Origin of the sequence: Limnohabitans sp. INBF002, assembly GCF_027924905.1 — a bacterium.
In the GTDB taxonomy this organism is placed as follows: Bacteria; Pseudomonadota; Gammaproteobacteria; order Burkholderiales; family Burkholderiaceae_C; genus Limnohabitans.
This window is the reverse complement of record NZ_AP027055.1, coordinates 1,162,602-1,176,776: the sequence shown is the minus strand read 5'-3', so window position 1 is coordinate 1,176,776 and position 14,175 is coordinate 1,162,602. Positions and strand designations below refer to the sequence as shown.

10 protein-coding genes are annotated in these 14,175 nt (G+C 57.2%); 3 read left to right on the top strand and 7 right to left on the bottom strand.

Features of this window, described 5'->3' with window-relative positions; translation table 11 throughout:
- Positions 1–10 precede the first annotated feature (10 nt).
- The 5 genes from lpdA to QMG15_RS05935 form a co-directional block, all read right to left on the bottom strand.
- Positions 11–1,438: a dihydrolipoyl dehydrogenase gene (gene lpdA, locus QMG15_RS05955; protein WP_281789943.1), complete on the bottom strand. Its 1,428-nt coding sequence runs from the start codon at positions 1,436–1,438 to the stop codon at positions 11–13.
- A gap of 58 nt (positions 1,439–1,496) precedes the next feature.
- Positions 1,497–2,750 carry a 2-oxoglutarate dehydrogenase complex dihydrolipoyllysine-residue succinyltransferase gene (gene odhB, locus QMG15_RS05950; RefSeq protein WP_108358555.1) on the bottom strand — a complete coding sequence of 418 codons (1,254 nt, stop codon included), beginning with the start codon at positions 2,748–2,750 and terminating at the stop codon, positions 1,497–1,499.
- A 37-nt stretch (positions 2,751–2,787) separates the two neighbouring features.
- Positions 2,788–5,652 carry a 2-oxoglutarate dehydrogenase E1 component gene (locus tag QMG15_RS05945; RefSeq protein ID WP_281789942.1) on the bottom strand — a complete coding sequence of 955 codons (2,865 nt, stop codon included), beginning with the start codon at positions 5,650–5,652 and terminating at the stop codon, positions 2,788–2,790.
- Between the two features lie 153 nt (positions 5,653–5,805).
- Positions 5,806–7,701, bottom strand: coding sequence for a propionate--CoA ligase (locus QMG15_RS05940; protein WP_281789941.1), 1,896 nt, complete (start codon positions 7,699–7,701; stop codon positions 5,806–5,808).
- 92 nt (positions 7,702–7,793) lie between these two features.
- Positions 7,794–8,396 (bottom strand): isochorismatase family protein, encoded by a 603-nt coding sequence (locus tag QMG15_RS05935; protein WP_108358552.1) that lies wholly within the window; start codon positions 8,394–8,396, stop codon positions 7,794–7,796.
- 160 nt (positions 8,397–8,556) lie between these two features.
- Here QMG15_RS05935 and QMG15_RS05930 point away from each other — a divergent pair, with 160 nt between their 5' ends.
- The gene (locus QMG15_RS05930) at positions 8,557–9,105 is read left to right on the top strand and encodes a C40 family peptidase (RefSeq protein ID WP_281789940.1); all 549 of its coding nucleotides are present in this window, start codon (positions 8,557–8,559) and stop codon (positions 9,103–9,105) included.
- A 13-nt stretch (positions 9,106–9,118) separates the two neighbouring features.
- Here QMG15_RS05930 and QMG15_RS05925 read toward each other — a convergent pair whose 3' ends face one another.
- Positions 9,119–9,949, bottom strand: coding sequence for an RNA pseudouridine synthase (locus QMG15_RS05925; RefSeq protein WP_281789939.1), 831 nt, complete (start codon positions 9,947–9,949; stop codon positions 9,119–9,121).
- A gap of 69 nt (positions 9,950–10,018) precedes the next feature.
- Between QMG15_RS05925 and QMG15_RS05920 the strand changes: the two genes are divergently transcribed.
- Complete coding sequence (locus tag QMG15_RS05920; protein ID WP_281789938.1) at positions 10,019–11,581, top strand: AMP-binding protein; 1,563 nt, start codon at positions 10,019–10,021, stop codon at positions 11,579–11,581.
- 17 nt (positions 11,582–11,598) lie between these two features.
- The gene (locus QMG15_RS05915) at positions 11,599–12,306 is read left to right on the top strand and encodes a VOC family protein (protein WP_281789937.1); all 708 of its coding nucleotides are present in this window, start codon (positions 11,599–11,601) and stop codon (positions 12,304–12,306) included.
- Positions 12,307–12,387: 81 nt separating this feature from the next.
- On the opposite strand, the gene ycaO is transcribed toward QMG15_RS05915, so the two are convergent.
- The gene (gene ycaO, locus QMG15_RS05910; RefSeq protein ID WP_281789936.1) at positions 12,388–14,118 is read right to left on the bottom strand and encodes a 30S ribosomal protein S12 methylthiotransferase accessory factor YcaO; all 1,731 of its coding nucleotides are present in this window, start codon (positions 14,116–14,118) and stop codon (positions 12,388–12,390) included.
- Positions 14,119–14,175: the final 57 nt, after the last annotated feature.

Here is a 14,175-nt window from a genome sequence, read left to right as displayed (position 1 = left end):
TTGAAACTGATTAGAAGTTCAACGTGCGTTTGTCGACGGCCAAGGCCGCTTCTTTGGTCGCTTCGCTCAAGCTCGGGTGCGCATGGCAAATGCGTGCGATGTCTTCGGCAGACGCCTTGAATTCCATCGCCACCACGGCTTCAGAAATCAACTCGGAAACTTGTGGGCCCACCATGTGGACGCCCAAGATTTCGTCGGTCGTGGCATCGGCCAAGAACTTCACCATACCGGTGGTGTCGCCCAACGCACGGGCACGGCCGTTCGCGAGGAACGGGAAGGTGCCGGCCTTGTACGCCACGCCGTCGGCCTTGAGCTGCTGCTCAGTGCGGCCCACCCAAGCGATTTCGGGGCTGGTGTAGATGACCCAAGGGATGGTGTTGAAATTGACGTGACCGTGTTGGCCGGCAATGCGCTCGGCCACCGCAACGCCCTCTTCTTCGGCTTTGTGCGCAAGCATGGGGCCACGCACCACGTCGCCCACCGCCCACACGCCAGGCAGGTTGGTTTTGCAGTCGCCGTCGACCACAATCGCGCCGCGCTCGTCGAGCTGCAAGCCCACGGCTTCGGCGTTCAAACCGACGGTGTTAGGCACGCGACCGATGGACACGATCAGCTTGTCAGCGTCCAACACAATGGCTTCGCCTTTGGCGTTGGTGTAGTTGACGGTGACGCCCTTCTTGCCGTTGACGATGTCGCCAACTTTCACGCCGAGTTCAATCTTCAAGCCTTGCTTGTCAAACGCCTTCTTGGCTTCTTTGGCGATTTGCTCGTCCACAGCGCCGAGGAAGGTAGGCAAGCCTTCGAGGATGGTCACGTCAGCGCCGAGACGACGCCACACAGAACCCATCTCCAAGCCAATCACGCCTGAGCCGATCAAGGCCAGTTTCTTAGGCACAGCACCGACGCGCAAAGCACCGTCGTTGGACAACACGTTGACTTCGTCAAACGGTGTGCCAGGCAACGCACGGGCGTTAGAGCCTGTGGCGATGATGACTTGCTTGGCCGTGATGGCTTCTTCGGTTTTACCGGCCACGTTGATGGTGTAACCGCCTTCAGCTTTGCCAGCAAAGCTGCCGCGGCCGTGGAAGAACGTGACCTTGTTTTTCTTGAACAGATACAAGATGCCGTCGTTGTTTTGCTTCACGACGTTGTCCTTGCGGGCAATCATCTTGGCCACATCCATCTTCACGTCTTTGGCAGAAATGCCGTGTTCTGCGAAGTGATGGTTGGCATGGTCAAAGTGTTCGCTGGACTGCAGCAAAGCTTTGGAGGGAATGCAACCCACGTTGGTACACGTGCCGCCGGGCGCTGGGCCACCAGCTGCGTTTTTCCACTCGTCGATACAAGCGACTTGGAAACCGAGTTGTGCAGCGCGGATGGCTGCGATGTAGCCACCGGGGCCACCGCCGATGACGACGACGTCGAATTGTTTACTCATAGGAATATCTCTTGAATGAACAACGCCCCCAAACTGGGGGCATTGCAATTAGCTGAAATTAGATGTCGAACAAGAGGCGCGCTGGATCTTCCAGCGCTTCTTTCATCGCCACCAGACCCAAGACAGCTTCACGGCCGTCAATGATGCGGTGGTCATACGACATCGCGAAGTAGTTCATCGGACGAACCACGACTTGGCCGTTTTCCACCATGGCGCGGTCTTTGGTCGCGTGCACGCCCAAGATCGCAGATTGGGGTGGGTTGATGATCGGTGTCGACATCATGGAGCCGAAGGTACCGCCGTTGGAGATCGAGAACGTACCGCCGGTCATTTCTTCGAGGCCCAACTTGCCGTCACGGGCTTTGACGCCGAATTCGGCAATCTTCTTCTCGATGTCGGCAAAGCTCATTTGGTCAGCGTTGCGCAAAATTGGCACCACCAAACCGCGTGGTGAGCCCACCGCGATACCGATGTCGAAGTAGCCGTGGTACACGATGTCGTTGCCGTCCACAGAAGCGTTCAACACGGGGAATTTCTTCAAAGCATGCACTGCCGCTTTGACGAAGAAGCTCATGAAGCCCAACTTGACGCCGTGCTCTTTTTCGAACTTGTCTTGCATGCGCTTGCGCATGTCCATGACCGGGGCCATGTTGATTTCGTTGAACGTGGTCAGGATGGCGTTGGTCGATTGCGATTGCAACAAACGCTCAGCCACGCGCGCACGCAAGCGTGTCATCGGCACACGTTGCTCTGGACGCTCGCCCAAGTTGACAGCAGGTGCTGCCACCTGTGGCAATGCTTTGGTCGGTGCGCCTGTAGGAATGACAGCCGCTGTGGACTGCACGCCACCGGCAACGGCACTGAGCACATCACCTTTGGTGACGCGACCGTCTTTGCCTGTACCAGCCACAGAGCCAGCGGCCAAGTTGTTGTCAGCCATCAGCTTGGCTGCAGCGGGCATGGCCACGCCAGCTTTGCTGGTCGATGCAGCGGCGGCGGCTGCAGGTGCAGCAGCTGCGGCTGGTGCGGCGGCAGGCGCTGCTGCAGCGGGGGCAGCTGCGCCCACTTTGCCGTCGGTGTCGATGCGCGCAATGAGCTGCTCAGCAGCCACGGTGCCGCCATCAGCGACCAAGATTTCGCACAAGACGCCAGCGGCAGGTGCGGGCACTTCAAGCACCACTTTGTCGGTCTCAATGTCGATCAAGATTTCGTCAGCAGCGACAGACTCGCCCACTTTCTTTTTCCATTGCAGCATGGTGGCTTCGGCCACGGATTCGGACAGCTGTGGAACTTTGACTTCGATGATTGCCATATGTATCTCTCTTTATTGGTGTGTTCGATTCAACGATTTATTTGGTCAGCACGAAGCCTTTGAGCTTGCCGAATGCGCCTTCGACCAGCGACTTTTGCTGCTCTTGGTGCAAGTGTGAGTAACCTACGGCTGGTGACGCAGAAGCGGCACGGCCCGAGTAGCCGAGCTTTTGGCCTGGCAACATGTTTTCGTGGATGTAGTGCTGCACGAAGAACCATGCGCCTTGGTTTTGTGGCTCGTCTTGCGTCCACACCAACTCAGTGGCGTTGGGGTACTTCTTGAGTTCAGCAGCGAAGGCTTTGTGTGGGAATGGGTAGAGTTGTTCGGCGCGCAAGATAGCCACGTCGTCAGCACCCAACTCTTCACGCTTCTTGACCAAGTCGTAGTAAACCTTACCCGAGCACACCAACACGCGCTTGACCTTGTCGGCCTTGAGCGCTTTGTTCTCAGGAATCACGGTTTGGAACGAACCTTTGGTGAACTCAGACACAGGCGATGTCGCGTCTTTGTTACGCAGCAAGGACTTGGGTGTGAAGATGATCAAAGGCTTGCGCAAGTCGCGCACCATTTGACGACGCAACACGTGGAAGATCTGGCTGGCCGTGGTGGGCTGCACGATCTGCATGTTGGTGTCAGCGGCGAGTTGCATGAAGCGCTCGAGGCGTGCCGAGCTGTGCTCTGGACCTTGGCCTTCGTAGCCGTGAGGCAACATCAAGGTCAAGCCGTTCACACGGCCCCACTTCACTTCGCCGGAGGCAATGAACTGGTCGATCACCACTTGGGCGCCGTTGGCGAAGTCGCCGAACTGGGCTTCCCAGACCACCAAGGTGTTGGGGTCGTTCGAGGCGTAGCCGTATTCGAAACCGAGCACTGCTTCTTCAGACAAGATCGAGTCGATCACGACAAACGGAGCTTGGTTCTCAGTCACGTTTTGCAACGCCACATAAGTGCCTGTGTCCCACTTTTCACGCTTTTGATCGTGAATCACAGCGTGGCGGTGTGTGAACGTGCCACGGCCGCAATCTTCGCCCGACAAACGCACGGGGTAGCCGCTGGCCACCAACGATGCGAAAGCCATGTGCTCGCCCATGCCCCAATCCACGGGGATGTCGCCACGGCCCATCGCGGCGCGGTCGTCGTACACCTTTTTCACCAACTGGTGAGGCGTGACGGATGCGGGGATGGTGGTGATTTTTTCAGCCAAGCGCTTCCACTCGGTCATGGGGATGGCGGTTTCGCCAGCGTCTGTCCACTTCTTGCCCATGAAGGGTGACCAGTCCACAGTGAACTTGGTCTTGAAGTTGGTCAACACAGGATCATCGGTGTGCTTGCCCGCATCCAAAGCGGCGCGGTAGGCCTTGACCATGTCGTCGCCCAATGTGTCGCCCAAGCCTTGTGTGGCCAACTTGTCGGCGAACAGCTTGCGGGTGCCAGGGTGAGCGGCGATTTTTTTGTACATCAGCGGCTGAGTCAGCGCTGGTGTGTCTTGCTCGTTGTGGCCGAGTTTACGGAAACACACGATGTCAAGCACCACGTCTTTGCGGAAGGTCGAACGGTACTCGAGCGCCAACTGGGTAGCCAACACGACGGCTTCTGGATCGTCACCGTTGACGTGCAACACAGGCGCTTCGACCATCTTGACGATGTCGGTACAGAACACGCTGGAGCGCATGTCGCGTGGGTCAGAGGTGGTGAAACCAATTTGGTTGTTCACGATGATGTGCACCGTGCCGCCTGTGGTGTAACCACGGGTTTGGGCCAAGGCCAGGGTTTCTTGGTTCACACCTTGACCGCCGAAAGCGGAGTCACCGTGGACCAACACGGGCAACACTTGGCTGCCCGTTGGGTCAGCGCGGCGGTCCATGCGGGCGCGCACAGAGCCTTCGACCACGGGGTTGACGATTTCCAAGTGGGAGGGGTTGAACGCCAAAGACAAGTGGACGGGGCCACCAGCAGTCGACACGTCAGAGCTGAAGCCTTGGTGGTATTTCACGTCACCAGCAGGCAAGTCTTCAGGGGCGGTGTGGTCGAACTCGGCAAACAAGTCGGCAGGCAACTTGCGCATGGTGTTGACCAACACGTTCAGACGGCCACGGTGGGCCATACCGATCACCACTTCTTGCACGCCTTTGAGGCCCGCTTGTTGGATCAGCTCGTCCATCGCGGCGATGAAGCTTTCGCCGCCTTCGAGCGAGAAGCGCTTTTGACCCACGTATTTGGTGTGGAGGTAACGCTCCAAGCCTTCCGCAGCGGTCAAGCGCTCGAGGATGGCTTTCTTTTTGTCGGAATTGAAGTTGGGTTTGCTGCGGATGCTTTCCAACTTTTCTTGCCACCAACGCTTTTCACCCATTTCTGAGGTGTACATGAACTCGGCGCCCAAGGTGCCGCAGTAGGTTTCACGCAAAGCGTTGAGCAATTCGCGCAAGGACATGTTGTTCTTGCCGAAGAAGGTGTTGCTGGTGTCGAACACGGTTTCTTGGTCGGCATCAGAGAAGCCGTAGAAAGCGGGATCGAGGTCAGGAATATTGGGACGCTCAGTGCGCTTGAGTGGATCGAGGTCTGCCCAGCGTTGGCCCACATTGCGGTAAGCGGCGATGAGTTGCTGCACAGCGGTGCGCTTGCGACCCATTTCGACGTTTTCGCTGGCCATGACGACTTTGGTACCGCCAGCTTTGGCGCGTTCTGCAAAGGCGTTGATGACGGGCAAGTGAGGCACGTCTTTGGCGTTCGAGCCATCGACTGCGGGCACATGCTGAAGCGCGTCGAAGTACTCGCGCCACGAATCGGGCACGCTACCAGGATTGGCTAGATAGTTTTCGTACATCTCTTCGACGTAAGGGGTGTTGCCCCCGAAGAGATGGGTATTGCCCGAATAGGCTTGATAGACGGTTGTCTCACTCATTTGCGCTGACCTCCGTTCCCCTGCAGGGAACATTAGCTGGTTGGAAAAAAACCTCCGCGACACGGCTGGACCGGTTAGCGGATGCGACTGTGGTCAGGATTGACCTAGTGCATCCAAGATTGTGCCACCGAAAACCCAGCCGTGGGCGCCAAATCAAACGATTTGGTCTTTGATCTGTTGCAAAGCGGTTGGATCGTCGATGGTTGTCAAATCACCGGGATCGCGCTTTTCACACACCGCCTGAATGGCACGGCGCAGCAATTTGCCACTGCGTGTCTTGGGCAATGATGTCACGAAAATCACACGGGATGGGCGTGCCACCGCACCGAGTTGGCTGTCCACCACTTTCATGACTTCGGCCTCCAAGACTTTGCGGGCTGCGTCGTCGGTCAAGCCAGAGGTATCTTTGGCAATCGCAAACGCCATGGCCACTTGGCCTTTGAGCTGATCGGCCACACCGACCACCGCCACTTCGGCGATGTTGGGGTGGCTGGAGATGCTTTCCTCGATTTCGCGGGTGCCTAAGCGGTGACCGGCCACGTTGATCACGTCATCGGTACGGCCCAAAATGAAGTAGTAGCCGTCTTCGTCGCGCACCGCCCAGTCGAAGGTGCTGTACACGAGTTTGTTAGGCACGGTCTTCCAGTAAGTGTTGACGAAACGGGTGTCGTCACCCCAAATGGTTTGCAAGTTGCCGGGAGGCAGCGGGCCTTCGATGGTCAACACGCCTTTTTGGTTAGCGCCCGTGAGCTCTTCGCCGGTTTGGTCATCGACCAACTTGACGTTGTAGCCATACACCGCTTTGCCAGGTGAGCCAAACTTGCTCGGGGCTTTTTCCACGCCGTTGCAAATGGTCAAAATTGGCCAGCCAGTTTCGGTTTGCCAGTAGTTGTCGATGATGGCTTTGCCGTTCAAACCTTCAGAAATCCACTTGGCCGTCGGTTCGTCCAAAGGCTCGCCCGCCAAGAACAAGGCTTGCAAACTGGACAGGTCGTATTTGGTCAACAAAGCGGGATCTTGCTTTTTGAGCACACGGATGGCCGTGGGCGCGCTGAACATGACGTTGACCTTGTACTTCTCAACCAAGCTCCACCAGATGCCGCCGTCTGGGCGAATGGGCAGACCTTCATACATGATGGTGGCCATGCCACCAATCAATGGACCGTAAATGATGTAGCTGTGCCCCACCACCCAACCAATGTCGCTGGTACAGAAGAAAGTGCCACCAGGCTTCCCTTGGTAAATGTGGGGAATGCTGGACGCCAAAGCCACGGTGTAACCACCGGTGTCGCGTTGCACGCCTTTTGGCTTGCCAGTGGTGCCCGAGGTGTACAGGGTGTAGCTGGGGTGGGTGGACTCCACCCACTCGCAAGGCACCACGGTGTCCATGTGTTTGGCGCGCTCAGTGGCGTAATCCACATCACGACCAGCCACGGGCGTGAAAGCCGCCAATTGGCGATCCACCATGATGACATTGGCAGGTTTGTGTGCCGACAGCTTGATCGCCTCGTCGAGCAAGGGCTTGTAAGGCACGCCTTTACCGCCGCGTGAACCCGCGTCCGCGCTGATGATGACTTTGGGCGACGCATCTTCAATGCGGGTCGCCAAGGAATGAGACGCAAAGCCGCCGAACACCACCGAGTGGATGGCACCCAAACGCGCGCAAGCCAACATGGCAAACGCCGCTTCGGCAATCATGGGCATGTAGATCAAGACGCGGTCGCCTTTGGTAACGCCCAGATCTTTCAAAATGGCCGCCATGCGCTGCACTTCAGCGTGCAAATCGCGGAAGCTGTAGGTGTGCTCTTGGTTGGTTTCGGTCGAGACGAAGATCAAGGCCGCTTGGTCAGCGCGGTCCTTGAGGTGACGGTCTACCGCGTTGTGGCACAGGTTGGTTTTGCCACCCACAAACCACTTGGCAAACGGTGGGTTGCTGTAATCACAGATTTGTTGTGGCTGGGTCTCCCACTCCACCAATTTGGCCTGCTCAGACCAAAAAGCGTCGCGATCCTCAATGGAACGGCGGTGAAAATCTGCATAAGCAACCATCTACTTCTCCTAAAAACGAATTTGCACTGAATTCATAATTATGAGAAGAACGGACTTGCAACAAGCTGACTTTTGCTGTGGGTAATTACCCTTTACTTGATCAGGGCGTGAATTTCTTTGAAGGGGTCGGCTTCGGCTGAGCGCAGCCATTCAAATAAGACCATCTCGGTCGTCACCAGTTCGGCACCCGCACCGGCCAAGCGGTCAAAGGCCGCATCGCGGTTGCGCTCGGTGCGTGAACCGCAGGCGTCCGTCACCACCCACACCGAATACTCTTCCTCTAGCAAATCCAAAGCGGTTTGCAGCAAACACACATGGGCTTCGCAGCCGGCGATCACGATGCTTTGGCGCGTAGGCTCTTGCGGCACGGCCTTTTGCAAATGCTTGGGCAAGCTGCGGGCATTGCCAGCGGGCGCACGCGCCGCGGGTCGCAACACCTCGCTCAGGCCATCGGCACAGGCGCTGAAACTCATCTTGGGCAAGGTACGGCGGCACAAGGCACGCAACTCCACAGGATTGGGACCCAATTTTTCTGGGTTTTGTTCCGTGCCATAGGTGGGCACTTCCATCCAATGGGCGGCTTGGGCCAAGCGCATGGCATTGGCCAACACCAAATCAGCTTCAAAAATAGCGGGCATCAGGCGCGCCTGGTAGTCCACCAGCACGAGTTGGGATTCTTGGTCGTCGAGCAACATGCGAAGTACGAATAGGTTTGTAGAAAGCACCAAGTATCGACGATGCGGCTAGAGGACGTTTGTCAATATCGTTTACTTTAGGATTAACCCTAGGTAAATCAACAACTTACGCGATATATTTGATAAGCTTTAGCAGATAAAACAGCTAGAATAAGCGGTTATGTTGAAACGAATTCTCCTCATCCTCTGCTGCGTCGCCAGTGCACATGCTGCACCGTCGAACAATGCCGCAGACGACATTGAGCGCTATTTGGCCGAGCGCGGCATCGTCGCGCAGATGGACCAGATGCGCCAATCCGTCGGAGACACGGCGTCAGACTTGGTGGTCAACGCCATGACGTTCTTGGGCGTCCCCTACCGCCGAGGTGGCACCAATGCCAGCACTGGTTTTGATTGCAGCGGTTTTGTACGCTCCATGTTTGAGCAAACCGTGGGCAAAGTGCTGCCACGCCGAGCCAGCGAACAAGCCGCGGCCACTGAAAAAATCGACAAACAAGATTTGAAGCCCGGCGACTTGGTGTTCTTCAACACCATGCGCCAAACCTTCAGCCATGTGGGCATCTACGTGGGTGACAACAAGTTCATCCACTCGCCCAAGCCAGGCCAACAAGTGCGCGTGGACGACATGCGCCAAGCCTATTGGGACCGCCGCTTCACCGGCGCGCGTCGCGTGGCACCTGCGGCCAACGGCGACAGCCTCAGCAACTAAGCGCAGCAGAGCGTTAGAAACGCTCGCCTTCGCTCAGATAGCGCCAAGCGCCCTCTTCCAAATCGCCCAAGCTCACGCGTCCTAAACGGATGCGGCGCAGCGCCAAGATTTCCAGCCCAGCCAATTCACACAGGTAAACCGCCAAACCCAGGTGCGCGCCTTTCACGGCCAAACGCAACTTGCTGCGCTCGGGGTTGGCACTGCCCACGCTGATTTTGAAATCGGGCAAACGCAAACGTTCGTCGCGCATGGCGCGTTCGATGGGACGCAGCGCATCGGGCGTCACCTCGCCGCGCACATCCACAATGAGCTCTTGTTCAATGAAGGCCATGTCCTCCATCAGCTTGCGCTGCACGCGAAAGTCTTGCGTGAAAGCCACCAAGCCGCTGGCTTCATATTCCAAAGGCACACTGGCGTCGAGTTTGGCCAAATGACTTTTCAAAAAACGCACGCCACTGTGGTCATGCTTGCTGTGTTGCTCGGGGGTGAGCAAAGTGCGCACGTTTTGCGGACCTTTAGGCACGCGTGTTGGCACGCCAGCGCGCCCGACTGGCGCAGGCTTTTTCATCGGCAATGGCTCTAGGCCATCGGTCCAACCCGCAGGTTTGTTCAAAATCAGCGTGACCGACATGAGGTTAAGCAAACTGGCGTGTGCATCTACCGTCACGGCTTGCGTGGTCACACGACGTGACGGCTCTTGCACCACCGCACCATCAACGCGCACAAAACCCGCCTCAATGTATTGCTCAGCCTCGCGACGCGAACAGTCGCGCAGTTGCATGATGCGTTTGGAAAGGCGTTCGCCTTCGGCTGGGCGGTCACCCAAGGATTGACTGGAATTCATAAGGGCTGAATCCTCCCACAGTTAATCGTTGTATCGTTCACCCATTCACTTGTTTGTGGAGAGATTTAGTTGAATTTGGCTCATTTACTCCAGCGCATGGCGCGTCAGTTTCCTGACCGCGCTGCTATTTTTCATGGCACACATGCCGTGGCGACCTACGCGCAATGGGCGCAACGCAGCGCGCACCTGGCCCAACAGTTTCAAGACGCAGGCCTGCAACCAGGCGACCGCGTGGCTCTGTTCATGCACAACCATCCGCGTTACCTAGAGGTGATGTTTGGCGCGTGGTGGGCAGGCTTGGCCGTGGTGCCCATCAATGCCAAACTGCATGTGCGTGAAGCGCAATGGATTGTTGACAACGCCCAAGCCAGCTGGGCCTTCATCACGTCTGAGGTGACGGCAGACGTCACCACCGTCTCAAGCGAGTCACTGCAAGGCTTGCAACGTGTCATCGATGTGGATAGCCCAAACGCCGATGACTTATGGGCGATGCCTAACGCTAGCCATGAGCCCCCCACCAAGCACATCGTTGAGCGCCAGTCAAACGACTTGGCTTGGCTGTTCTACACCAGCGGCACCACGGGTCGCCCCAAAGGCGTGATGATCACCCACCGCAACTTGATGACCATGGGCCTCGCCTACTTCACCGATGTGGATGCCATCACAGCGCAAGACACCATCGCTTACGCCGCCCCCATGTCGCACGGCGCGGGCTTGTATGCCATCCCGCATTTGATGGCTGGGGCACGTCATGTGGTTCCGGCTTCAGGCGGCTTTGACGCAGCGGAGTTGTTTGAACTGGGTCAGGCGGTTGGTCCGCTATCGATGTTTGCTGCACCGACCATCGTCAAACGCTTGGTCGACCATGCTGAGCAAACACAACAGACGGTCGAAGACTGTGGACACGCCTTCAAAACCATCGTCTATGGCGGCGCGCCCATGTATGCCGCAGACATTCAGCGCGCGCTGCGCCTCATGGGGCCGCGCTTTGTGCAAATTTACGGCCAAGGCGAAAGCCCCATGGTGGGCACTGCCCTGTCCCGCTTTCATTTGAGCGACACCACCCACCCCGAACATGCGCAACGCTTGGCGTCCATCGGCGTGGCCCAAACACCGGTGCAAATTCGCATCACCGATGAACAGGGACACGATCTGCCTTTGGGTGAGGTGGGTGAAGTGCTCATCAAAGGAGACAGCGTGATGGCGGGCTATTGGCGCAACCCAGAAGCCACGAAAGCCGCCATTCGCGAGGGCTGGCTGTTCACGGGCGACATGGGTTGCTTAGACGCGCATGGTTTTCTCACGCTGAAAGACCGCAGCAAGGACCTCATCATCTGCGGCGGATCCAATGTGTACCCGCGCGAGGTGGAAGAAGTGTTGTTGCAAGCCCCGGGCGTGAGCGAAGTGGCCGTGGTGGGCGCACCCGACCCCGATTGGGGTGAAATCATCGTGGCTTTTGTGGTGGCACAACAAGGCTGCACCGTCAGCGCACAAGACCTCGACACGTATTGCCTGAACGAAATCGCCCGCTTCAAACGCCCCAAGCGCTACGAACTGGTCGACAGCTTGCCCAAGAACAACTACGGCAAAGTGCTCAAAACCGAACTGCGTCAAAGACTCGCTCAGCCCTAGTGGTATGGTGCTGCCCCATGCACACACAAATAGACCACCTCGTCATCGTTGCCAAAAGCCTAGAACAAGGCGTGCAATGGTGCGAAGACACACTGGGCATCACGCCTGGCCCCGGCGGCGAGCACACGCTGTACGGCACACACAACCGCTTGTTCAAAGTGGCCTCGCCATCCAACCCCATGGCCTATGTCGAAATCATCGCCATCGACCCCAAAGCCGTCCGCCCCAAACGCGCCTGCCCCACCCGCTGGTATGACATGGATGACCCGGCACTTCAAAAAGCCGTGGCCAAAGAACCGCGCTTGGTTCACTTTGTCGTGAACACCCCCGACATCCGAGCAGCGCGCATGGCCGTGCGCATGCAAGGCATTGACCGCGGTCCCGCCATCTCAGCCAGCCGACGCACCAACCGTGGCACGCTCAACTGGCAAATTTCAGTGCGTGCCGATGGTCAGCGCTTGTTTGATGGTTGCATGCCAACCTTGATCCAATGGGGCAAGCCCGAAGCGACCGACCCGCTCAAGCTGCATCCACGCAACACCCTCACCCGCTCAGGCGTGACCTTGCAAAGCCTTGAGGTGATTCACCCCAGCGCTGCCAAACTGCAAGCCGCTTATGACGCGATTGAACTCAACCGTGTGACGGTGACCGAAGGGCCAGCCAACCTCAAAGCCACCTTGCAAACACCCAAAGGTGTGGTGGTGCTGGAGAGTCTTGGCCTTTAAGTGGCTTTCAAGCCATACCGTTCGAACACAAAAAAGCCGCTTTCAAAGCGGCTTTTTGTTTGGCGTTTGACTCGCAGGCGGTTAGCTTTTATACGCCTGCACTTTCTCATACGCGGCCCACAATTGATGCTGCATCTCGCAGCCATTCATCATCAAACCCGGCGCTGAAATGCCCATGAAGCGGTCGGTTTGCATGATGAGCGCATGGGCTTGCTCAAACACACCTGCGCCATACAACTGGCGAATCGCGCCCACATAGGGCGCGGTGTCGCCACGGTCGGTGAGCAACACCAAGGTTTCGATGCAGGCATAGACCGAGCGGCGTTGCTGGGGAATTTGGTCAAAGTGGCGAATCCATTCGCAACCTTCCACCGTGGCCGCCTCGTCGCCGCAGGCCAAGGCCAAGAGGGTTTTGAGTTCGCCCACGCGCAGGTCCGCCCAAAAGCTGCCAGCGTCCGGTGTCATGCCAATCAAGGCTGCCACAGGGCGCTCGTCGGCCAAGTTGGATTCGTTCAACGAGGCCAACAAATCGCTGCATTCTTCGTTGTCGAGGTCGGTCAAGTTGAGGATGGCTTCGCGCATCTCGTTGGCGATGCTGTTGTTCTCAAAGTCGAGGTCATCCACAGGGTAAATCTCAGACATGCCCGGCACCAAAATGCGGCAGGCGTACACGCCCAAGTGCTCGAAGTCGGCGATGTAAATATCAAAGCCATCGTCGTGCATGCGCTTGACGCAATACGCGTAGTCGTCGGCAGTGGTACTGGAGAAGTTCCAATCCACAAACACATAGTCTGGAATTTGGCCCAAGAATTCCCAGTGAATCACGCCACTGGAATCGACGAAATGAATTTCAATGTTGGGAGCGCTGGCCGCTTCATCCAAATCAAACGTGGGTGGTGGGAAGCCCACCAAAGTGTCCAACGCGCGGCCTTGCAGCAACTCGGTCAAGGCACGCTCTAGCGCCACCTCAAAACGTGGGTGTGCACCAAAGCTGGCAAAGCAACCTTGGTCTTCGGGGTGCAGCAAGGTCACGTTCATGACCGGGTACTTGCCGCCGAGTGACGCATCTTTCACCAAGATGCCAAAGCCTGCAGCTCGCAAGGCCGCAATGCCTGCGACGATGCGTGGGTAACGGTTGATCACCGCCTCGGGCACATCGGGCAAGCAAATGCCCTCGCTGATGATTTTGGCTTTCACATGGCGTTCAAAGATCTCTGACAACCCTTGTGTGCGGGCCTCCAGCGCGGTGTTGCCCGCTGACATGCCGTTGCTCACATACAAGTTGCCAATGATGTTGACAGGGATGTAGGCCGTCTCACCATCGCGCTGGCGCACATAGGGAATGGCGCAAATGCCGCGCTCCAAATTGCCCGAATTGAAGTCCACCAAGTTGGCGCAATCGATGTTGCCCTCAGGGTTGTAAAACGTGTGCAGCTCGGCGTTGAGCAAGCCCTTGGGCCACGAACCGTCATCGCTCAAATCAAACCAACGCTCTTGCGGGTAATGCACAAACGACGCATCCGCTGTGAGGGGGCCTAGGTAGAAATGTGTCCAAAAATAGTTGGTCGCCAAGCGCTCAAAAAACTCACCCAAGGCACTGGCCAAACACGCCATGCGCGTGGCGCCTTTGCCATTGGCAAACAACACAGGGCAATCGCGGTCGCGGATGTGGACCGACCAAATGCCGTCCACGGGATTAAGCCAACTCTTCTCTTGGATGTGAAACCCCATCGCCTGCAACTTGGCCTGTAGGGTGTTGATGGTGGATTCGAGTGGCGCGTCTTTGCCAAGAATAAAACTTTGAGTAGGCACGGTAAATCGCTTTTAAAAACAGCAGGGGCGCCCTGAAACTTACGCCTATTGTGGGGC

What these genes read in the sequence shown, in the direction of transcription:
- QMG15_RS05915 (WP_281789937.1), top strand. Translation starts at nt 11,599, where the DNA reads ATGCACACACAAATAGACCACCTCGTCATCGTTGCCAAAAGCCTAGAA.
- QMG15_RS05925 (WP_281789939.1), bottom strand. Translation starts at nt 9,949, where the DNA reads ATGAATTCCAGTCAATCCTTGGGTGACCGCCCAGCCGAAGGCGAACGC.
- QMG15_RS05930 (WP_281789940.1), top strand. Translation starts at nt 8,557, where the DNA reads ATGTTGAAACGAATTCTCCTCATCCTCTGCTGCGTCGCCAGTGCACAT.
- QMG15_RS05945 (WP_281789942.1), bottom strand. Translation starts at nt 5,652, where the DNA reads ATGAGTGAGACAACCGTCTATCAAGCCTATTCGGGCAATACCCATCTC.
- lpdA (WP_281789943.1), bottom strand. Translation starts at nt 1,438, where the DNA reads ATGAGTAAACAATTCGACGTCGTCGTCATCGGCGGTGGCCCCGGTGGC.
- QMG15_RS05940 (WP_281789941.1), bottom strand. Translation starts at nt 7,701, where the DNA reads ATGGTTGCTTATGCAGATTTTCACCGCCGTTCCATTGAGGATCGCGAC.
- QMG15_RS05935 (WP_108358552.1), bottom strand. Translation starts at nt 8,396, where the DNA reads ATGTTGCTCGACGACCAAGAATCCCAACTCGTGCTGGTGGACTACCAG.
- odhB (WP_108358555.1), bottom strand. Translation starts at nt 2,750, where the DNA reads ATGGCAATCATCGAAGTCAAAGTTCCACAGCTGTCCGAATCCGTGGCC.